This window comes from Pseudoalteromonas sp. SG41-5 (assembly GCF_014164495.1).
In the GTDB taxonomy this organism is placed as follows: Bacteria; Pseudomonadota; Gammaproteobacteria; order Enterobacterales; family Alteromonadaceae; genus Pseudoalteromonas; species Pseudoalteromonas rhizosphaerae.
Genome location: NZ_JACJFH010000047.1, coordinates 1 through 20,279 on the forward strand (window position 1 = coordinate 1; position 20,279 = coordinate 20,279).

16 protein-coding genes are annotated in these 20,279 nt (G+C 39.2%); 5 read left to right on the forward strand and 11 right to left on the reverse strand.

The window, feature by feature from the left end; all coding sequences use genetic code 11:
• Positions 1 to 425 precede the first annotated feature (425 nt).
• From H5232_RS13290 to gyrA, 11 genes are all read right to left on the reverse strand, one after another.
• Positions 426 to 1,529, reverse strand: a complete 1,104-nt coding sequence (locus H5232_RS13290; protein WP_182831031.1) for a reverse transcriptase family protein — start codon at positions 1,527 to 1,529, stop codon at positions 426 to 428.
• A gap of 172 nt (positions 1,530 to 1,701) precedes the next feature.
• Complete coding sequence (locus H5232_RS13295; RefSeq protein WP_182831032.1) at positions 1,702 to 3,819, reverse strand: retron Eco8 family effector endonuclease; 2,118 nt, start codon at positions 3,817 to 3,819, stop codon at positions 1,702 to 1,704.
• A 429-nt stretch (positions 3,820 to 4,248) separates the two neighbouring features.
• Positions 4,249 to 4,953, reverse strand: coding sequence for an orotidine-5'-phosphate decarboxylase (pyrF, locus tag H5232_RS13300; RefSeq protein WP_182831033.1), 705 nt, complete (start codon positions 4,951 to 4,953; stop codon positions 4,249 to 4,251).
• Positions 4,954 to 5,002: 49 nt separating this feature from the next.
• Positions 5,003 to 6,139 carry a lipopolysaccharide assembly protein LapB gene (gene lapB, locus H5232_RS13305; protein WP_145233226.1) on the reverse strand — a complete coding sequence of 379 codons (1,137 nt, stop codon included), beginning with the start codon at positions 6,137 to 6,139 and terminating at the stop codon, positions 5,003 to 5,005.
• Between the two features lie 2 nt (positions 6,140 to 6,141).
• Positions 6,142 to 6,423 (reverse strand): lipopolysaccharide assembly protein LapA domain-containing protein, encoded by a 282-nt coding sequence (locus H5232_RS13310; protein ID WP_016707217.1) that lies wholly within the window; start codon positions 6,421 to 6,423, stop codon positions 6,142 to 6,144.
• A 21-nt stretch (positions 6,424 to 6,444) separates the two neighbouring features.
• Positions 6,445 to 6,732, reverse strand: a complete 288-nt coding sequence (gene ihfB / locus H5232_RS13315) for an integration host factor subunit beta (protein ID WP_016707218.1) — start codon at positions 6,730 to 6,732, stop codon at positions 6,445 to 6,447.
• 62 nt (positions 6,733 to 6,794) lie between these two features.
• The gene (gene rpsA, locus H5232_RS13320; protein ID WP_029216020.1) at positions 6,795 to 8,462 is read right to left on the reverse strand and encodes a 30S ribosomal protein S1; all 1,668 of its coding nucleotides are present in this window, start codon (positions 8,460 to 8,462) and stop codon (positions 6,795 to 6,797) included.
• 93 nt (positions 8,463 to 8,555) lie between these two features.
• Positions 8,556 to 9,266 carry a (d)CMP kinase gene (gene cmk, locus H5232_RS13325; RefSeq protein ID WP_149982486.1) on the reverse strand — a complete coding sequence of 237 codons (711 nt, stop codon included), beginning with the start codon at positions 9,264 to 9,266 and terminating at the stop codon, positions 8,556 to 8,558.
• 107 nt (positions 9,267 to 9,373) lie between these two features.
• Positions 9,374 to 10,651: a 3-phosphoshikimate 1-carboxyvinyltransferase gene (gene aroA / locus H5232_RS13330; protein WP_182730600.1), complete on the reverse strand. Its 1,278-nt coding sequence runs from the start codon at positions 10,649 to 10,651 to the stop codon at positions 9,374 to 9,376.
• Positions 10,651 to 11,733: a 3-phosphoserine/phosphohydroxythreonine transaminase gene (serC, locus tag H5232_RS13335; protein ID WP_182717451.1), complete on the reverse strand. Its 1,083-nt coding sequence runs from the start codon at positions 11,731 to 11,733 to the stop codon at positions 10,651 to 10,653. Before serC ends, aroA begins: the two co-directional genes overlap by 1 nt.
• Before the next feature lie 114 nt (positions 11,734 to 11,847).
• Positions 11,848 to 14,547: a DNA topoisomerase (ATP-hydrolyzing) subunit A gene (gene gyrA / locus H5232_RS13340; RefSeq protein ID WP_145233217.1), complete on the reverse strand. Its 2,700-nt coding sequence runs from the start codon at positions 14,545 to 14,547 to the stop codon at positions 11,848 to 11,850.
• Positions 14,548 to 14,726: 179 nt separating this feature from the next.
• On the opposite strand from gyrA, the gene ubiG reads away from it, so the two are divergent.
• The 5 genes from ubiG (at position 14,727) to yfaE (ending at position 20,276) form a co-directional block, all read left to right on the forward strand.
• On the forward strand, positions 14,727 to 15,437 hold the full coding sequence (gene ubiG / locus H5232_RS13345) for a bifunctional 2-polyprenyl-6-hydroxyphenol methylase/3-demethylubiquinol 3-O-methyltransferase UbiG (RefSeq protein WP_145233215.1): 711 nt from the start codon (positions 14,727 to 14,729) through the stop codon (positions 15,435 to 15,437).
• Positions 15,437 to 16,120, forward strand: coding sequence for an HAD family hydrolase (locus H5232_RS13350; RefSeq protein ID WP_182831034.1), 684 nt, complete (start codon positions 15,437 to 15,439; stop codon positions 16,118 to 16,120). Before ubiG ends, H5232_RS13350 begins: the two co-directional genes overlap by 1 nt.
• Before the next feature lie 401 nt (positions 16,121 to 16,521).
• On the forward strand, positions 16,522 to 18,804 hold the full coding sequence (gene nrdA / locus H5232_RS13355; protein WP_145233211.1) for a class 1a ribonucleoside-diphosphate reductase subunit alpha: 2,283 nt from the start codon (positions 16,522 to 16,524) through the stop codon (positions 18,802 to 18,804).
• 69 nt (positions 18,805 to 18,873) lie between these two features.
• Positions 18,874 to 20,004 (forward strand): class Ia ribonucleoside-diphosphate reductase subunit beta, encoded by a 1,131-nt coding sequence (gene nrdB / locus H5232_RS13360; protein ID WP_182831035.1) that lies wholly within the window; start codon positions 18,874 to 18,876, stop codon positions 20,002 to 20,004.
• Positions 20,004 to 20,276, forward strand: coding sequence for a class I ribonucleotide reductase maintenance protein YfaE (gene yfaE, locus H5232_RS13365; RefSeq protein ID WP_145233207.1), 273 nt, complete (start codon positions 20,004 to 20,006; stop codon positions 20,274 to 20,276). The genes nrdB and yfaE overlap by 1 nt, the downstream gene beginning before the upstream one ends.
• Positions 20,277 to 20,279 lie beyond the last annotated feature (3 nt).

Genomic DNA, 20,279 nt, shown 5'->3' on the forward strand with positions numbered 1-20,279 from the left:
TACGGGCTACGGGCTACGGGCTACGGGCTACGGGCTACGGGCTAACAAAATATTGTTATATCATGAAAAGAGTAAAGTGAAAGCTTTGCTCTTTTTTGTTTTATAAGCTCCAATGGCAACTATGAGCGAGAAGCAGACGGTCGGGTAAACTGTACTAGCTCAGACTTGATCTGACAGTGACTTTGCTAAATTAGCATTAAGCGGATTATCTGGGATATTGCAAAACTTCTAATCAGTAGCCAAATTCACTCCCCCCTACACTGAACATCATGGACATTCTGCGCCTAACTCGATTCGGGGCAATGACGTTTTCCTGCTCGACTGAGTCAGCCTAATGATCCACTGTTCACTCACCAATTAGCGCGACAATTCATAACCAGAGATTTCCAACTGCCTCAGGTATATAGTCGAGGTGTATTGCCCATTCATTGTTTGATATTAGACTCGAAAACTTCAACTAGTCCTTTGACTTTTTTCATGCAATCAATATTAACACACCCATATTTATCATTATATTTTATAAGTGATACTAAGTATGAGCGATAACCTTTCAATTTATTCTGTAGTTGATCATCAGCATACTTAGAATAAAAATCAAAGTTTTTCCCATATCTTCGAATAAACTTTTTAGGGTTTAAATAAAATATATTCTCCATTATATATATTGGATCTTTTTGTTTTTTGAGCAATGCAGATAGTTTTTTCAACGGTTTAAGTTTTTTATCAGATAGTCTGATGTTGCCTACAGGCTTTTCTTTGTATACATGTAAAAAGCCTTTCTTTCTTTTCCTGTTCTGCACTACGTAACCATTGAGCGATATAGTATTCTCAGTCGCTCTCCTTTTTCTTTTTTTCAACTTGAGCGAAAGTGTAGAGACAAAGATAGAAATGTCTTTTTCAAATTGCTCAGAGTGCAGATATTTACTATTGTCACAAGAAAAAAGCATATCATCTGCATAACGAGAGTAGACAATTCCTTTATCTTCACATAACTTTTGAATAAGAATATCTACTCTTCTGAATATTATGTTTGATATTACAGGGGAAGATGAGAACCCAATAGGTAAAATTTCTTTCCCACGAAAATCTTTGTCAATATAGTTGTCACTAACCTTGTGAGTAATAGACATATATGCGATGTCTAGAGCTGAGTATTTTTTGTCATTCTTTTCATTATTGAAGTGTTGAGCGAGTAGTTTTTTTACTTCATGTGAGGGTATTGAATGGAAGAATTTTTTAATATCTAACCGTAAGAAGTAATACCCCTGAATATGAGGCCTTAGAAAGTCGTAATAAGACTTACCTTGAACAAAGCCGCATGCAGAGGAGTTAATTGGGCTTTTATCTAGAACAAACTTAGTTATTCTATCATTTATACGCTTGTGTTCAGAGTCCCTAGAAATCTCAAAAAAGTTGTCGCAACCAACTTTAAACTCTCTGACAGCAGGAGAGAAGTCATTTAGAAGACCTTCATTGCCTTTAAGTATTGCTTTCTTAAAGAAGTCATCGCTAATTTTATTTTTAATCATAGAGCTTCAACCCGATACAAAAGAACACCATTACACCGTAGGTGTGTACATCGACACATACTAATCAGAGCGACTAGATTAGTAGTCATTAGGACTATGCCCAAAGCAAAAAGAAGTTGGACTCCCTCAAGCAAAGAGCGGGAGAGGCAAGCTCTCAGATACTTGTCGAAACTCATATCTCCCCTCTACTATCGGGTTGAAGCATACGAATGATATCATAGAACTCGGGGAAATAAACTTTAAATATTGCCCCAAATGGTTGATTTTTAGATAAAGATTCTTTCTCAACGTATTCGACGGCATGATTTAGGAAGCTTGTAGTCCATCCATCGGTTTTATCAAGGTATTTGTTGTGTACAGTTTTCTCTTCTAATAATTTCATTAGCATTTTTGCATGCCTAGAAGTGTACCGCAGCTTGCCGTTTATCTTTTTCTTATTAGCTAAAGTTTGTTTGTATGCTTCAATATTGAAGTGGCTATAGTCAGTTAGCGCCATTGATTTTCCATTAAAAATAACTCTAATGTAATCAATGAGCATATCCTCTGTAACATACTTGCTTCGTTTTATACGCTGCAATATAGAATCAAAATTAGAATTATGTTTCCTATCCAACCATCCATATACAATTTTTGAGCTATTTTTTTGAATTAAACAGCCTTCTAAAGTTGTTCTATTTAGATAAATGTTCTTGTCAAGTAGCCTACTTTTGACAGCAGTAAATACAGACTCGAAGTCAGATTCCTCAAGAAAACATTGAGTTGTATTATTTACTTTTACTTCTTTGTTTATAACGGATAACAAAGTTTCAATGTTATCTCGCTTTGTCTTATATTTCTTACTAAATCCAAGTTTATACTTATTAAGTTCTGATTTTAAAGTGTCTGGCTTAAAGTTAAAATAGTCACCATTTTTACCTAGTTTTATAGATAAACTTTTAGGCTCACCTTTGATTGATATTGCTTTGTCTGCATCGAATAAGAATAGGTATGGAATAGTAGAGTTTGAGTATGATGGATTAACTCGTTCACCAATGACATTGCTACTACATTTATAAACATCTATATTTCTTAAATGTGGAAAATGTTCGGTCATCTTCATATTTCCGAAAGCTTCCAACTCACTTTCACCCTCTACAAATAGAATAAAGTCGCTAAAGAACAATCTTGCTTCATTGTCACTAAAAATATTTATAAAGCTCTCGTTGTTATAAGTGGAATTTAATGTACTAATCGTAGTTCTAGTATCAGCTTTCTTCTGAAAACAATAAACACGTTGCTTTTGTCTGAATTTTTTAATTATCTCTTTTACTATATTAGGCGAATGAGTTGTTAGAAATACTTTTGGCCTAGTAACTCGATCATCTTTGTTTTCATTATAATTATAACTAGTATATATATCTTGGACTAAAACCTCATTCATTTTAGGATGTAGACCTAGCTCTGGCTCATCAATAAAAACAAATGGTGTTATATATTCTCTTCTTGAAATTGTAATTAGTATCTTAAGAAAGGTTTTTATGAAATTAAATGAATTCGTTCCATCTGAGTGAAACTTTAAATCATTCTCATCTATCTCAAAACGATAACCTTTTAACCCAGCCTTAATATAGCTCAATACTTTTTCTTTCTGAGAACTTGGCTTAGTAGATATTGTTTTGTTTAAGTCGGAAATATAATTCTTATACGAATTATCGCCACTCGAATTTATTGATTTATCAAAAAAATCAATTACAGATTGATCATCAATTTTAGATAAATTAAAAGACTTTAGTCTTGATATAAGATCCCATAAGCTGTCCCATTCATGTAAATCCATGTGTCTAGGTTCAATATGGAAAAATGGGAATAGATAAAGAATAAGGTTTAAAGTTTGTTTGTCTTTAGTTGACCACTTAACTTTACCATCATTGTAAATGTTCAGAGTCAAAGTATAAGTGGTATAATCATTATCGTAGCGTGTTAATGCAAATATGCTTCGTTTATGGAGAGGCACAAGTTTTCGGATTATAAAATCAAAATACTTATTTTTAGGTTGATTCTTAGCTATCCTATAAATTCTTGTCATATCAAAAGTTACTGATATAGAACCTTTATACGAATAATTAGAGTTTAATTTTGGAGGTAACTCTTCTTTACCTTCTAGTTTATTGTAGAAGAATTTAAGAACTTTAAGTAAGTTAGATTTTCCAACGTTATTGCGACCGACAATGCAGTTTAAGTCGTTTAAGTTATCTACATTTAGTTCATCAAATGATAACAAGTTGGTGATTTTTATAGCCTGTACTGTCATAATTTGCTCTATATTTTTCCTTACTATATCAGTTACTTATTGCTATTACCACTTCGATAAGATTTGTTTACTCAGGCAAACCAATAGGTTTCTAATACCAGCAGCCATTCATTTTTTCCTTACTGAGTTTTGAATCCTTGGATATTCAACGCATCAACAATACCTCTTAGCGTGATATCTGTTTCTAGCAGGTGTACACGCAACTTCGGATAACTTGAGATAAGGCAAACTAGCCTCGATAAGATGTGAACGAGATTTTTCTCTGAATTATAACGGGGCAGAAACGAGTTAATCATGAATGACTGCTCATGGCACATTGCGGACTATTCATCGCCAAGTTATTAAGTTTGTATAACCAGAAACAAAAAGAGCAAAGTAAATACTTTGCTCTTTTTTCTTAGTATTAGTAATAATTAAAATAACGCTTGTTTATTTTATCGAGTCATTAATTTCTTTAAGAACCGCAACTGGGTCTGCTGCTTGTGTGATCGGACGGCCAACAACTAAATAATCGCTGCCATCTTCAATTGCTTGCTTTGGTGTCATGATACGTTTTTGATCTCCTGCATCACTTCCCGCAGGGCGAATGCCTGGGGTCACTAGTTTAAAATCTTCACCTAGCTCTGCTTTTAATTTTTTCGCTTCTTGCGCTGAGCACACTACCCCATCAAGGCCTGACTCTTTGGCAAGTTTTGCTAAATAGATAACTTGCTCTGCAGGCGTTTTTTCAACCCCTAAACGAGTAAGCTCTGCAGCATCCATACTGGTTAAAACGGTAACAGCAATTAATAATGGCGCTTTATCACCAAAGTGCTCAAGCGCTTGTTTGGCTTTAGTCATCATTTCAACACCGCCACTGGCGTGAACATTAACCATCCAAACACCCATTTTGGCAGCTGCGGTAACCGCTTTGGCAACCGTATTTGGAATATCATGAAACTTTAAATCTAAGAATACGTCAAAGCCTAGGTCAATTAATTCTTTTACAAAAGCAGGTCCAAAATAGGTAAACATTTCTTTGCCTACTTTTAAACGACATGTATCAGGCGATAATTGCTTTACAAAGTTTAAAGCGGTTTGCTGATCATCGTAATCGAGGGCGATAAGAACTTTTTTTGAATGTTCGAGAGACATAACTTTCCTAAAACTGATTGTAGAAGTAAGTGAATATTTTTATAGAAAACTAAAAACCGTCTAAACCACGGCTCGGTACTATGGTTTCCCAATGTTTGCACGAAGGACAAACCCAATAAATTGTATGACTGGTAAAGCCACAGTGTTGGCACTGAAAATCTGGCTTGGTCGCAATATAAGATGTGACCAGTTTATCTATTTGGTCTAGTACATCTTTAATATCATTATTTTGTTTTGCTAATAGCTGTAATAAAAAACTAAAGCCACGAATTGTCGGCTGACGTTTTAAACTATCAGTTAAAAATTTAATTGCTTGTTCGGTATGCCCTTGCTCAAGTAATGCTTGGCAATGTTTTATTTTTATTAGCACCCCACCCTTATCAAGTAGCTGCTGTAATAATTCATGAAATTGGTGGGTTAGGTTTAATTGCTCATAACTGTGAGCTAAATCATCTATAAACAAGGGAGCAAAAAAAGTGAAACTACAGATCAGCTCACGCCAATAATAAATTGCTTTTACGTAATCTTCTTTTGCAAATGCTGATTTACCTAATTCATATAATGGACGGATCGCTTTATGATTTAGGCTAATGGCTTTGCGCATAATTTGCGGATCATTGCTAAGCAACGCAGCTTCACAATAAAAGTTAGCGATGGCTTTGAAATGTTGCGGCTTTGAAAATAAATCACTGTGTGCTTCGAACATATTGATACCCTTTTCCCATTCGCGTGTTTGCGAATATAAATTAAGTATCGGCTCTAATGCATCACTGTGGTTGGCTTTTACTAACCACACTAAATGTTCTTCGGCGCCATCAAGCAAACCCGCCATAATATAATCTTCAGCAAGTTCAAGGCGACTAGCAGCAGCTTGTTGTTCATTAAGGCTTGGGTGTTTGAGCAGTAATTCGTGGATTTTTATTGCACGATCTAATTCACCTCGGCGGCGAAACATCGTTGCTAATGTAGAATAATGTTCAACAGAGTCAGCGGCGACTTCAAGCAAATTTATTAAGTGCTCAAGGCCTTGATCTTCCTCTCTGTCGAGTAAAAACTTTAAGCCTTTACTGTATTCAGATGTGATCTGACGATTAAGTTGATGAGCTTGGTTTTTAGCGCTATTTTTACCCATGATCCAGCCATAACCAGCCGCAACAGGTAAAAGTAAAAACAAAAGCTCAATCATAGTTAGGTGTCTTTATTAGCAACAAGCTTATTATTATCTTTTTCAGGCGCTAATTTTTTTTTCAAACGATAGTTTTGCCACTTTAATTGCGAAAACAATTTAAAGCTAATAAAACAACCAATTGCGACACCTAAAGCAAAGCAGATACTTATTATCATTGCGAGGGGTAAAGTATTGCTGGCAATAATATAATTTATTTGCACTAACTGTGGATTTTGCGAACCAAGTACAAATGCAAAAATTAAGCATATTGCTACCAGGATAATTTTTAATACCCTAAACAAGTAACTACTCCAACTAAGTAACTAGGCAATGCTCGCGTTTACGCGATCTCGTAACTCTTTGCCTGGTTTAAAATGTGGTACGTGCTTACCTTCTAACTCAACCGTGTCGCCAGTCTTTGGATTACGACCTGTACGAGGTGAACGAAAGTGTAATGAGAAACTACCAAAGCCACGGATTTCAATACGATCTGAGCTTGATAATGAGCCGGCCATTTGTTCAAGAATTTCTTTAACAGCATTCTCAACATCTTTCACAGGTACATGCGCGTGTTGCTCGGCTAATTGTTCTATCAATTCTGACTTAGTCATAACGTTTCCTTAAAAAGAGATAAAGGAAGGGCAACACTGCCCTTCCAATTAAGACTGATTAATTAGTCTTTTTGTGCATTTGCGAATGCAGCTGCCATTGCGTTTTCGAACACTGGCTCTTCTTTCTTAAGCTTTTCTAGTACTTCTTTCTCTTCTGCTTCGAAAAGAGCTTTAACTGAAAGGCTTAAAGTGCGGTTCTTACGATCAACACCAACATATTTCACTTCAATTTCGTCGCCTACAGAAACAACAGTAGTTGCATCTTCAACGCGCTCTTGAGCGATATCAGCTACACGGATGTAACCTTCAACGCCTTCGATAAGTTCAACAGTTGCGCCTTTCGCATCAACTTCTGTCACTTTACCTTTAACAATAGCACCTTTTTTGTTTGCATCAAGGTAGTTATTGAATGGGTCAGCTTCGATTTGCTTAACACCTAGAGAGATACGTTCACGCTCTGGGTCAACTTGCAATACGATAGCAGTGATTTCGTCGCCTTTCTTGAATTCACGTACAGCGTCTTCGCCAGGTGTATTCCAAGAAATGTCTGAAAGGTGTACAAGACCGTCAATACCACCGTCAAGACCGATAAAGATACCGAAGTCAGTGATTGATTTGATCTTACCAGTAACTTGATCGCCTTTGTTTTGTAGACGAGCAAATTCTTGCCAAGGATTAGCAATACATTGCTTAAGACCAAGTGAAATACGACGACGTTCTTCGTCGATTTCAAGAACCATAACTTCAACAGTGTCGCCTAAGCTAACAACTTTAGAAGGATGGATGTTCTTGTTAGTCCAATCCATTTCAGAAACGTGTACTAGACCTTCAACGCCTTCTTCGATTTCTACGAAGCAACCGTAGTCTGTAAGGTTAGTTACACGACCAGAAAGTTTAGAACCTTCTGGGTAACGACCAGCGATAGCTGCCCATGGATCTTCACCAAGCTGTTTAAGGCCTAGAGATACACGAGTTTTATCTTTGTCGAATTTAAGAACTTTAACTGCGATTTCGTCGCCAACATTAACGATTTCTGAAGGGTGCTTAACACGCTTCCACGCCATATCAGTAATGTGTAGTAGACCATCAACACCACCAAGGTCAACGAATGCACCGTAGTCAGTAAGGTTCTTAACGATACCTTTAACTTCTTGACCTTCAACAAGGTTAGCAAGAAGCTCTTCACGTTCTTGTGAGTTTTCAGATTCGATAACTGCACGACGTGAAACTACAACGTTGTTACGTTTTTGATCAAGCTTGATTACTTTAAATTCAAGCTCTTTGCCTTCAAGGTGAGTTGTGTCACGTACTGGACGAACATCAACAAGTGAACCAGGTAGGAAAGCACGGATTGAATCAACTTCAACAGTGAAACCGCCTTTAACTTTACCGTTGATAACACCAGTAACAGTCTCTTGCTCTTCACATGCTTTCTCAAGACGGATCCACGCTTCGTGACGCTTCGCTTTCTCACGAGAAAGGATAGTTTCACCGAAACCGTCTTCAATTGCATCTAGTGCAACATCTACTTCGTCGCCAACAGCAACTTCTAGTTCACCAGCAGCATTTTTGAACTGCTCTGCAGGGATAGCACTTTCTGATTTAAGACCAGCATCTACAAGTACAATGTTGTTCTCGATAGAGATAACTGTACCTTTAACGATAGAGCCTTGCTCTGCTTCAAAACCCTTTAAGCTTTCTTCAAATAACTGCGCAAAATTTTCTGACATACGAATATACGTCTCATATATTATTACCAATAAGCAACCATGCTGCATGGGGTTGTTAAAATAGCACTGGCATCCTGCTGGCGCATAAATAGTTTATCGTCGTTTTGGAAGTTTACCTTCGACGATCGCTGCATCTAATAAAGTCATAACCTTATCAAACACTTGCTGTGCATTAAGCTCGCTAGTATCGAGTTCAATAGCATCGTCAGCTGGTACAAGCGGCGCAACGGCACGATTCATATCGCGGTCATCACGTGCTTGAATATCTTCTAATAGACCACTTAGTGTAACATCAAGACCGCGTTCATTCAACTCAACAAAACGTCGGCGCGCGCGTTCTTCTGCACTAGCGGTTAAATAAATTTTTAATGGAGCATCTTGGAACACCACAGTGCCCATATCGCGGCCATCGGCTATTAGCCCATTTTCAGTTCGAAATGCACGTTGGCGCCGTAATAATGCTTCTCTAACGCGCGGTAAGGCTGCTACTTTTGAAGCGGCAGCTCCTACTTCTTCATTTCGAATTGTTGTTGATACATCTTCACCTTCCAGAATAACCTTTCCAGCGTTAGTTTGACTATCAACTAAAAACTGCACATCTAAGTTAGCAGCTAAAGGCACCAATGCCTCTTCGTTGTCTAGTGCAATTTGGTGATGAAGTGCTGCTAGTGCTAATACGCGATAAATCGCGCCACTATCCAGTACATCCCACCCTAATTTATCGGCTAACAAGCGACAAACAGTTCCTTTACCTGAACCACTTGGGCCATCAACGGTGATCACGGGCATTAATAACGCCTGCATTTAAACCTCCTGCAATGCACACCAAAATAAAACTGCGACATTATACGTTACTTAATTAAATATATCCGCTTTTTGTATGTAACTTTTTATATTTCAACTTTAGTCATTTATTGACTAACTGATGCTAGTACATTGAAAAATGTTGGAAATGTCTTGTATGTACACTTAGGATCATTGATAGTTATTGGCTTGCCGCCTACCGCTACCATGGCAAAACACATCGCAATACGGTGGTCGTCATAGGTATCAATCGCCACATCGTTAAAGTGTTTTGGCGGTGTTATTTCGATGAAATCTTCACCTTCAACTACCTCAGCGCCCACTTTACGCAGCTCCGTCGCCATTGCATGTAAGCGATCAGTTTCTTTTACGCGCCAGTTATAGATATTACGAATAGCGGTTGGACCATCTGCAAATAACGCCACTGTCGCAAGGGTCATCGCCGCATCAGGAATAGCATTGGCATCGATATCCACACCTTTTAATTCGCCTTTACGTACCACTAAGCGCTCGTCATACCAATCTATTTTAGCACCGACCTGCTCCATCACTTTTGCAAAGCCAATATCGCCTTGCACAGATTTTGCGCCTACGCCTTTGATCTCTATTTCACCACCGGCAATTGCCGCCGCAGCGACAAAGTAAGATGCACTTGATGCATCCCCTTCAACCATAATACGCTCAACAGCTTGGTATTGCTGCGCACCTTTTACAGTAAAGGTTTTATAGTTATCGTGAGTTACCGATATGCCAAAGCGAGCCATTACATCTAAGGTAATATCAATATACGGTTTAGATACCAGCGTACCCTTAATTGTAATGCACGTATCGCCATTAAATAACGGCGCAGCCATTAATAATGCGGTAAGAAATTGGCTCGAAATACTGCCATCAATTGCAACGTTGCCGCCATTAATTTGCCCACCAACAATTTTAAGTGGCGGATAGTCTTTATTTTTTAAATAACTAACATCCCCACCGAGCGCTTGTAATGCATCAACTAGGTGACCAATTGGACGTTCCTCCATACGTGGCTCGCCAATTAGTTCATAGTTTCCCTTCACAGCGGCTAAAACCGCAGTCAGTGGGCGATACGCAGTGCCTGCATTACCTAAAAACAATGGCTCAGCTGGAGTCAAAAACTGCCCGCCAACACCTTTTACAGTGGCTACAGTTTTATCATCATTAAGACTGACATCAACGCCCAATAATTTTAATGCACCAAGCATATGACGAATATCATCACTGTCTAATAAGTTTTCTACAACCGTTGTGCCTTGCGCAAGTGCCGCTAACAATAAAATACGATTTGATAAACTTTTTGAGCCAGGTAAGGTAACACTGCCATTTACTAGATTAATTGGCTCTAAGCGTAACTGCTCCATTAACTGTGCTCCTTGGCAAATTTCGCCATAAAGTCAACTAACGCTTGTACACCGGCAAGTGGCATGGCGTTGTAAATACTCGCACGCATACCGCCAACAATACGGTGACCTTCAAGTGCAAGTAAGCCAGCTTCTTTTGCTTGGGCTAAAAACTGTGCATTTAAGCTTTCATCATTGAGCCAAAAAGGCACATTCATACGTGAACGACAATGCTTAGCAACCTTATTGCTATAAAACGGTGATTCATCAATAAAGCCGTACAGCAGTTCGGCTTTTGCTATATTTTGCTGTTCCATGGCTTTAACACCACCATTTTTCTCAAGCCAGTCAAATACTTCTGCCGCTAAATACCAAGCAAACGTAGGTGGCGTGTTATACATGCTGCCTTGTTTTACTTCGAGTGCGTAATCAAATATACCTGGCTTTGCAACCCCTTCACGCTCAAGCAACGTTTTACGAATAATCACAATGGCAAGGCCTGATGGACCAATATTCTTTTGTGCACCAGCGTAAATTAAATCAAACTGATCAACATCAAACTCACGCGATAAAATAGTTGATGACATGTCTGCAACGATCGGCGCTGTTGGGTGACTTGGTACATCAAACACTTCAATGCCATCAATGGTTTCATTTGGACAATAGTGGATGTATGAAGGATCGGCTGGAAATTGCCACTCACTAACTGGTTTGATAGAAAATTGCTCATTTGTGTCATTACGGACATCAAGCTCAGTGACGGTAGTAAATTTAACCGCTTCGTCAACCGCACCTTTAGACCACACACCATTTTCACAATATACGGCGTCTTTACCTGCTTGGTGCAGGTTCAGTGGCACTGCAGCAAATTGGCCTCGACCACCGCCATGCATAAACAGCACTTCAAATTCATCGCTGATATTCATTAACCGGCGTAAGCTTGCTTCACATTGTGCCGTTAATGCTAAAAATTCTTTACTACGGTGACTGATCTCCATCACCGATACACCTAAATCTTGCCAATCAAGAAATTCTTTTTGTGCTTTTTCCATCACAGCTGGCGGTAACATTGCAGGCCCAGCACAAAAATTATATATACTCATTACCTTTCCTCATTCCAGTAATTTAACAATTGTTTTTAATTGCTAATTTTAACAATTAATTTTTTTGATTTTTATAGTAAAAAAAAGCGGCCGAAGCCGCTTTAATGATTAATGTTATGCCTCTGGAGGATTATCCCCAGCGTCATCATTAACAGTGTCGACTAGTTCAACGCTTTCACCTTCGATAATAGCGTTAAGCTCATCGATTTCGATCTCTTCGATACGTTGTAAACCAACTACTTGCTCTTCGTCAATAGTTCTTATCAAAATAACACCTTGGGTATTTCGCCCAACGGTAGAAACTTCATTAACGCGAGTTCGCACCAGAGTACCTCGATTAGAGATAATCATGATTTCATCGTTATCGTCAACTTGTACAGCACCAACTACAGCACCGTTACGCTCACTTACTTTGATTGATACCACACCTTGAGTCGCACGACTCTTAGCAGGGTAGTCACTGAGCAATGTACGCTTACCGTAGCCGTTTTCTGTCACGGTTAAGATAGCACCATTCGTCTTAGGTACAATTAATGATACAACACGTTGGCCTTCAGCCATCTTAATACCACGAACACCTGTTGCAGTTCGGCCCATCTGACGAACACCCTTGAACTTGATTTCCGGGTTACCGTTTTCATCAAGTACTGGGTTGCCGTTTTCATCTAAAACAGGTGATTCTTCGGCTTCTTTAAAGCGAACAACTTTACCAGCATCAGTAAACAACATGATTTCGTTGCTACCATCAGTGATATCGACACCAATCAAGCTATCACCGTCGTTTAAGTTAACGGCAATAATACCGCTAGCACGTTGACGGCTATACGCAGTCAATGGTGTTTTCTTCACGGTACCAAATGCAGTTGCCATAAAGATGTATTTATTTTCTTCATACTCACGTACTGGCAAGATAGCCGTAATACGTTCGTCTGCTTCAAGCGGCAATAAGTTTACAATTGGCTTACCACGGGCTGCACGACTGGCAAGTGGTAATTGATACACTTTAAGCCAATATAAGCGACCTGCCGTTGAGAAACATAAAATAGTATCGTGAGTATTAGCAACTAGTAGACGTTCAATGAAATCTTCATCTTTCATCTTGGTTGCTGATTTACCTTTACCACCACGGCGCTGTGCTTCGTAATCAGACAATGGCTGATACTTCACATACCCTTCGTGAGATAGGGTTACTACTACGTCTTCTTCTGTGATCAAGTCTTCAAGACTAATATCATGAGCCGCTGCATTAATTTCAGTACGACGTTCGTCGCCGTATTGCTCTTTAATTTCAACTAACTCATCGCGGATAACTTCCATTAAACGCTCAGGATTAGCAAGAATATATAAAAGCTCGGCAATTAAATCTAATAACGTTTGGTATTCGCTTAGAATCTTTTCATGTTCAAGACCAGTAAGCTTGTGTAAACGTAAATCTAGAATTGCTTGGGCTTGTTGCTCAGAAATATAATACTGACCATCACGGATGCCTAAGTCATCCGCTAACCAATCTGGACGGGCAACATTTGCTTCACCGGCTTTTTCAAGCATGGCTTTTACATTACCTAATTCCCACGGACGGCTAGCAAGTGCTACTTTAGCTTCAGCTGGCGTTGGTGAGTTACGAATAAGCTCGATAATTGGGTCAATGTTAGCAAGTGCAATTGCTAAGCCTTCAAGCATGTGTGCACGATCGCGGGCTTTACGTAGGTCAAATACCGTACGACGGGTCACTACTTCACGACGGTGAATGATGAATTCTTCAAGCATTTCTTTTAAGTTGAAACACTTAGGCTGGTTATTGATCAACGCAACCATGTTCATACCAAATACAGTTTGTAACTGAGTTTGTGCATAAAGGTTGTTTAAGATCACTTCGCCTACGTCACCACGTTTGATCTCGATAACGATACGCATACCGTCTTTATCTGATTCATCACGTAATGCACTAATGCCTTCAATCTTCTTATCTTTAACAAGCTCAGCAATCTTTTCAATTAAGCGGGCTTTATTTACTTGATAAGGGATCTCGTGAACGATGATCGTTTCACGATGGGTTTTTTCGTCAACTTCAATTTCCGCACGTGCACGCATGTACACTTTGCCACGGCCAGTTAAATAGGCTTGTTCAATGCCTTTTTTACCGTTGATAATTGCCGCAGTTGGAAAATCTGGGCCCGGAATATAATCCATTAGTTCATGAATGGTTAATTCAGGGTTTTGAATAAGTGCTAAACAGCCATTCACAACTTCAGTTAAGTTATGAGGAGGAATGTTTGTCGCCATACCTACCGCAATACCCGATGAACCGTTCACTAATAAGTTAGGAACTTTGGTCGGTAATACGTCAGGAATTTGCTCTGTACCATCATAGTTAGGTACAAAATCAACAGTCTCTTTTTCAAGATCAGCCAAAAGCTCATGAGACATTTTCGCCATACGGACTTCGGTATAACGCATTGCTGCTGCTGAGTCACCATCAACTGAACCAAAGTTACCTTGGCCGTCAACTAACATATAACGTAAAGAGAATGGCTGGGCCATACGTACGATTGTGTCATACACCGCACTGTCGCCATGGGGATGGTATTTACCAATTACATCACCAACCACACGGGCTGATTTTTTGTAAGGCTTATTCCAATCATTATTAAGCTCGTTCATAGCAAACAAAACGCGGCGGTGAACAGGTTTTAAACCATCACGTACGTCTGGTAGTGCTCGTCCTACTATTACGCTCATTGCGTAATCTAAATAGGAGTTTTTTAACTCGTCTTCAATATTGACTGGCAGAATTTCATTGGCGAAATCAGTCATTTGATATCACATTCCTTCAGTATTGACCCACGAAAGTGCCACATATGGGCGCTTGCGGGGATTTAGTTATTATTACCAAGTCATGCTACCACAATTTATTTAGATTTACAGGCGCTAAATCTTTGCGATTTATTAATTTACCCCTATATAATGGCCTGAGATTGACGAGGAAGTTTTTTATGACCGAACATCAAAATGTAGATAGTGCAGAAATTGCAAAGTTTGAAGCCATCGCTGAGCGTTGGTGGGATCGTGAAGGCGAATTTAAACCCCTTCATGAAATTAATCCATTAAGATTAGATTTTATTGCCGACAAGGCCAAAGGCTTATTCGACAAAGAAACACTCGATGTCGGCTGTGGTGGCGGTATATTGAGTGAAAGTATGGCGCGAATGGGCGCACATGTGACTGGTATTGATATGGGTCAAGAGCCGTTAACCGTTGCGAAACTGCACAGTTTAGAAACCGGTGTAAACGTTGACTATATAAAAATACCTGCCGAACAGTATGCCAGCGAACACCCTGCCCGCTTTGATACTATTACTTGTATGGAAATGTTAGAGCATGTGCCAGACCCTGCATCTATCATTCATGCAGTAGCAGAATTAGCGAAACCTGGTGCTGATGTATTTTTCTCTACATTAAACAAAACCCCAAAAGCATATTTGTACGCAATTATCGGGGCAGAAAAATTATTGAAGATGGTGCCTGATGGAACCCATGATCACAAAAAGTTTATCAAACCAGCACAACTCATTGCATGGGCAGAACAAGCAGGCCTCAAAGTACGTGCTAGTGCGGGATTGAGTTATAACCCTTTATCAAAGCAGTACAGCTTAAATACCGATGTAAGCGTTAATTATATTCTGCATTTTGAGAAACTAGCGTAATGGCTGGTTTTAACACAGCAACCCCCGCAATTGATTACGACGCCTTTATTTTTGATTTAGACGGTACATTACTCGATACCGCAGATGATTTAGGGGCTGCGCTAAATTACGTACTCGCTGATCATAACCAACCATTAGTAACCGCTGATATATATCGTCCTGCAGCTTCTAACGGTGCAATGGCGCTGCTTGCAGCTGGATTTGGTCAGCAATGGCACGATCACCCAAATCAAGCTGACTTACGCCAGCAGCTATTAACGGCCTACGCAGATAATATTGCCACCCATAGTCAATGCTTTACTGGAATTGCACAATTATTGATCGCGCTTGATCAACAACAGATCAAATGGGGGATCATGACTAATAAACCTGAGTTTTTGACTATTCCATTAGTTGCTGCAATTGCTGAACTCAAAGATGCACAGGCAATTGTCAGTGGTGACACCCTCGATATCGCTAAACCATCTCCTTTACCTTTACTGCATACAGCCCAACTGTTAGATGTTGATCCGAGTCGTTGTTTGTATATCGGTGATGCGCAGCGTGACATAATTGCAGCCAAGGCTGCAAACATGCACAGCGCTGCTGCGTTGTGGGGCTACATCCCTAGTGAAGCTGAAGCATTGAGTTGGCAAGCCGATTTTAATTGGCAATCACCTATTGATGCATTTAACCATATATAGTGCCATGTTAAATTTTAACCACTACATATTGTGATCGTGTTACTTTTTGCACATTGTTTGTTGATAAAAAAAGCAGCCAAAATTTATTTTTAAAATGCGTAAATTTAATCGATCATCAGTTGATTTTTATAAATTTCATTTTAATCAGATGGTCAAAGGTTAATGGCTACTAACACAAGCGTGTTATCCCAACGTTATCCACAATTAGGGGCGTTTATGCCCCTTGCAAATGATCGCATACCACACTATCTTGTGATCTAGAATTTGATGAACACCAGATGTTGTGGCTAAATGTTATTCAATTAAATTCGCGCTAATACAGTTTTATTGCAATAAAAAATTTATTTTAAGAAAAATGTGTCACTAAAAAATATTATATCCCAAGGAATACAGGCAAAACTATGAACCAACAGCTATCTGTAAGCAAACGTGACGGCCGTAAAGAGTCACTTGATTTAGATAAGATCCATCGCGTTATTGCTTGGGCCGCCGAAGGTCTAAATAATGTGTCTGTCTCACAAGTTGAGCTGAAATCGCACATCCAGTTTTATGATGGTATTCGTACTGAAGACATCCATGAAACCATCATCAAAGCGGCCGCTGATCAGATCTCTAAAGAGTCGCCTGATTATCAATATTTATCAGCCCGCTTAGCTGTATTCCATTTGCGTAAAAAAGCCTATGGTCAATTTGAGCCACCGCGCTTGTATGATCATATCGTTAAGTTAGTTGAAGATAAGCGTTACGATGCACACTTACTAGCTGACTACACAGAGCAAGAAATTGATCAACTGGATGAATACCTTGATCATGGACGTGATTTAAACTTCAGCTATGCTGCTGTTAAACAGCTTGAAGGTAAATATTTAGTACAAAACCGTGTTACGGGTGAAATTTATGAAAGCGCACAGTTTTTATATATTTTAGTTGCGGCAAGCTTGTTCTCTGATTACCCAAAAGAAACGCGTTTAGACTACATAAAGCGTTTTTACGATGCAGTGTCATTGTTCAAAATTTCATTACCTACGCCTATTATGGCGGGAGTTCGTACCCCTACGCGTCAATTCAGTTCATGTGTACTGATTGAATGCGGTGACAGCCTAGATTCAATTAATGCAACCTCATCAGCGATTGTAAAATACGTATCGCAACGTGCAGGTATTGGTATTAATGCTGGTCGTATTCGCGCACTAGGTAGCCCTATTCGCAATGGTGAAGCATACCACACCGGTTGTATCCCGTTTTATAAGCACTTTCAAACGGCTGTTAAAAGTTGTTCGCAAGGTGGTGTCCGTGGTGGCGCAGCAACCCTGTTCTATCCACTTTGGCATCTAGAAGTTGAAAACTTATTAGTGCTTAAAAACAACCGTGGTGTTGATGATAACCGCGTTCGTCATTTAGATTACGGTGTACAGTTTAATAAACTAATGTACTCACGTTTGATCAAAGATGATTACATCACATTATTCAGCCCGTCTGATGTGCCTGGTTTATATGATGCATTTTTTGAAGATCAAGATGAATTTGATCGTCTTTACGTACAATATGAACAAGACGAGTCAATTCGTAAAAAACGTATTAAAGCTATTGAGCTGTTTTCAATGTTTGCACAAGAGCGTGCTAGCACTGGCCGCATCTATTTACAAAATGTTGACCACTGTAATACACACAGCCCATTCATTGCTAAAGTGGCACCAATTCGCCAATCTAACTTATGTTTAGAAATTGCATTGCCAACTAAACCACTTAACAATGTTAATGATGAAGAAGGTGAAATTGCACTGTGTACGCTGTCGGCCTTTAACTTAGGTGCGATTGAGTCACTGGATGAACTTGAAGAGCTTGCAGAACTTGCGGTACGTGCACTTGATAACTTACTGGATTTCCAAGACTACCCGGTGCCAGCAGCACATAATGCAACGATGGGCCGTCGTACACTCGGAATAGGCGTAATCAACTACGCATATTACCTTGCTAAAAATGGCAAACGTTATTCTGATGGCAGTGCCAATGCATTGACTCACAAAACATTTGAAGCAATTCAGTATTACCTAATGAAAGCCTCAAATGAACTGGCTAAAGAACGTGGTGCATGTCCTAAATTTAACGAAACAACGTATTCGCAAGGTATTATGCCAACCGATACGTACAAACGTGATTTGGATAAAATTTGTGATGAACCATTGCATTTAGATTGGGATACATTACGTGCCAATATCAAAGAGCATGGTATGCGTAACTCAACGTTATCTGCGTTGATGCCATCTGAGACATCGTCGCAAATTTCAAATGCAACTAATGGTATTGAACCACCACGTGGTCATATCAGTGTTAAAGCCAGTAAAGATGGTATTTTAAAACAAGTTGTACCTGAGTATGAACGCCTTAAAAATAATTATGAATTATTGTGGGATATCCCATCAAATAAAGGTTATTTAGAATTAGTGGGTATTATGCAAAAGTTTGTTGACCAAACAATTTCTGCCAATACTAACTACGATCCAAATAAGTTTGAAGGTGGTAAAGTACCAATGAAGGTCTTATTACAAGATTTACTGGGTGCTTACAAACTTGGCGTTAAAACCCTTTACTACCATAACACCCGTGATGGTGCATCTGATATGCAAGAAGATACACCAGAAGTGGAAGATGATGATTGTGCAGGCGGTGCGTGTAAAATCTAATCGGTAATAAATATAAATTGGAAGCGGGCTATACGCCCGCTTTGCCCTGTTCGTTTTTTGAGTGATCTTATGTCTTATACTACTTTTAGCCGAAACCATAATAACCAACTACAAGAACCGATGTTTTTCGGCCAAACCGTTAACGTATCGCGTTATGATCAACAGAAGTACCCTATTTTCGAAAAGCTAATTGAAAAACAACTATCGTTTTTTTGGCGTCCTGAAGAAGTCGATGTAAGTAAAGATCGGTTAGATTTTCAGGCTTTACCTGATCACGAAAAACATATCTTTTTAAGTAACTTAAAATATCAAACATTGCTTGATAGTGTGCAAGGTCGCTCGCCTAATGTTGCGTTACTGCCAATTGTGTCGATCCCAGAACTTGAGACCTGGATTGAAACATGGGCATTTAGTGAAACAATCCATAGCCGTTCATATACACATATTATTCGTAACGTTACCCAAGCCCCTGAGCTTATTTTTGATGATATTGTTAGTAACGAAAAGATCAGTGAACGTGCTGATGCCGTAACTAAATATTACGATGAATTAATTAATAAAGTGGCTGTGTATAACTTATACGGTGAAGGTAAACATGAACTTAATGGCGAAACAGTTCATATCAGTTTATTTGAACTTAAAAAGCTTTTATACCTTGCAATGATGTCAGTGAATATCTTAGAAGCGATCCGTTTTTATGTCAGCTTTGCCTGTTCATTTGCGTTTGCAGAGCGAGAATTAATGGAAGGTAACGCTAAAATTATTAAGCTGATCGCCCGTGATGAAGCGCTTCATCTTTCTGGTACTCAGCATATTTTGAATATTATGCAAGATGGTAAAGACGATCCTGAAATGGCTATCGTAGCAGCCCAGTGTCGTGATGAAGCGATCAAGATGTTTGTTGATGCTGCTGAACAAGAAAAAGAATGGGCTGAATACCTGTTTAAAGATGGTTCAATGATTGGCTTAAACAAAGATATTTTATGCCAATACGTTGAGTACATTACTAATGCTCGTATGACTGCAGTTGGTTTACCAACACAGTTTAAAACCAGCAGTGACCCTATCCCATGGATCAATTCATGGTTAGTGTCAGACAATGTACAAGTTGCTCCACAAGAAGCGGAGATCAGCTCATACCTTGTAGGCCAAATTGACTCTCAAGTTAATGCCTCTGATTTCGGTGACTTCGATCTCTAATGACCAGCAACAAAACTGCAAAGATCCACTTTGCAGATAATAGCCAGTGTGTAGATTTTGACACTGGCTGTCATTCCCTTTTAGACTGCCTAGAACAACAGCAATATGAAATTCCTTTTCAGTGTAGAGAAGGATATTGTGGTGCCTGTAGAGCAACCCTAGTAGCAGGGCAAGTCACCTATAACGAAGAACCACTCGCCTTTGTACGTGATGGAGAAGTACTGCTGTGCTGCTGTAAACCCGATGGCAATATCACTCTCAATTTGAAGTAATTT

Excerpts from the sequence above, each read along its gene's own strand:
- H5232_RS13290 (WP_182831031.1), bottom strand. The coding sequence starts at position 1,529 with ATGATTAAAAATAAAATTAGCGATGACTTCTTTAAGAAAGCAATACTT.
- H5232_RS13350 (WP_182831034.1), top strand. The coding sequence starts at position 15,437 with ATGGCTGGTTTTAACACAGCAACCCCCGCAATTGATTACGACGCCTTT.
- lapB (WP_145233226.1), bottom strand. The coding sequence starts at position 6,139 with ATGATTGAGCTTTTGTTTTTACTTTTACCTGTTGCGGCTGGTTATGGC.
- rpsA (WP_029216020.1), bottom strand. The coding sequence starts at position 8,462 with ATGTCAGAAAATTTTGCGCAGTTATTTGAAGAAAGCTTAAAGGGTTTT.
- ubiG (WP_145233215.1), top strand. The coding sequence starts at position 14,727 with ATGACCGAACATCAAAATGTAGATAGTGCAGAAATTGCAAAGTTTGAA.
- nrdA (WP_145233211.1), top strand. The coding sequence starts at position 16,522 with ATGAACCAACAGCTATCTGTAAGCAAACGTGACGGCCGTAAAGAGTCA.
- nrdB (WP_182831035.1), top strand. The coding sequence starts at position 18,874 with ATGTCTTATACTACTTTTAGCCGAAACCATAATAACCAACTACAAGAA.
- cmk (WP_149982486.1), bottom strand. The coding sequence starts at position 9,266 with ATGCAGGCGTTATTAATGCCCGTGATCACCGTTGATGGCCCAAGTGGT.
- pyrF (WP_182831033.1), bottom strand. The coding sequence starts at position 4,953 with ATGTCTCTCGAACATTCAAAAAAAGTTCTTATCGCCCTCGATTACGAT.
- aroA (WP_182730600.1), bottom strand. The coding sequence starts at position 10,651 with ATGGAGCAGTTACGCTTAGAGCCAATTAATCTAGTAAATGGCAGTGTT.
- gyrA (WP_145233217.1), bottom strand. The coding sequence starts at position 14,547 with ATGACTGATTTCGCCAATGAAATTCTGCCAGTCAATATTGAAGACGAG.
- H5232_RS13295 (WP_182831032.1), bottom strand. The coding sequence starts at position 3,819 with ATGACAGTACAGGCTATAAAAATCACCAACTTGTTATCATTTGATGAA.
- yfaE (WP_145233207.1), top strand. The coding sequence starts at position 20,004 with ATGACCAGCAACAAAACTGCAAAGATCCACTTTGCAGATAATAGCCAG.
- serC (WP_182717451.1), bottom strand. The coding sequence starts at position 11,733 with ATGAGTATATATAATTTTTGTGCTGGGCCTGCAATGTTACCGCCAGCT.
- ihfB (WP_016707218.1), bottom strand. The coding sequence starts at position 6,732 with ATGACTAAGTCAGAATTGATAGAACAATTAGCCGAGCAACACGCGCAT.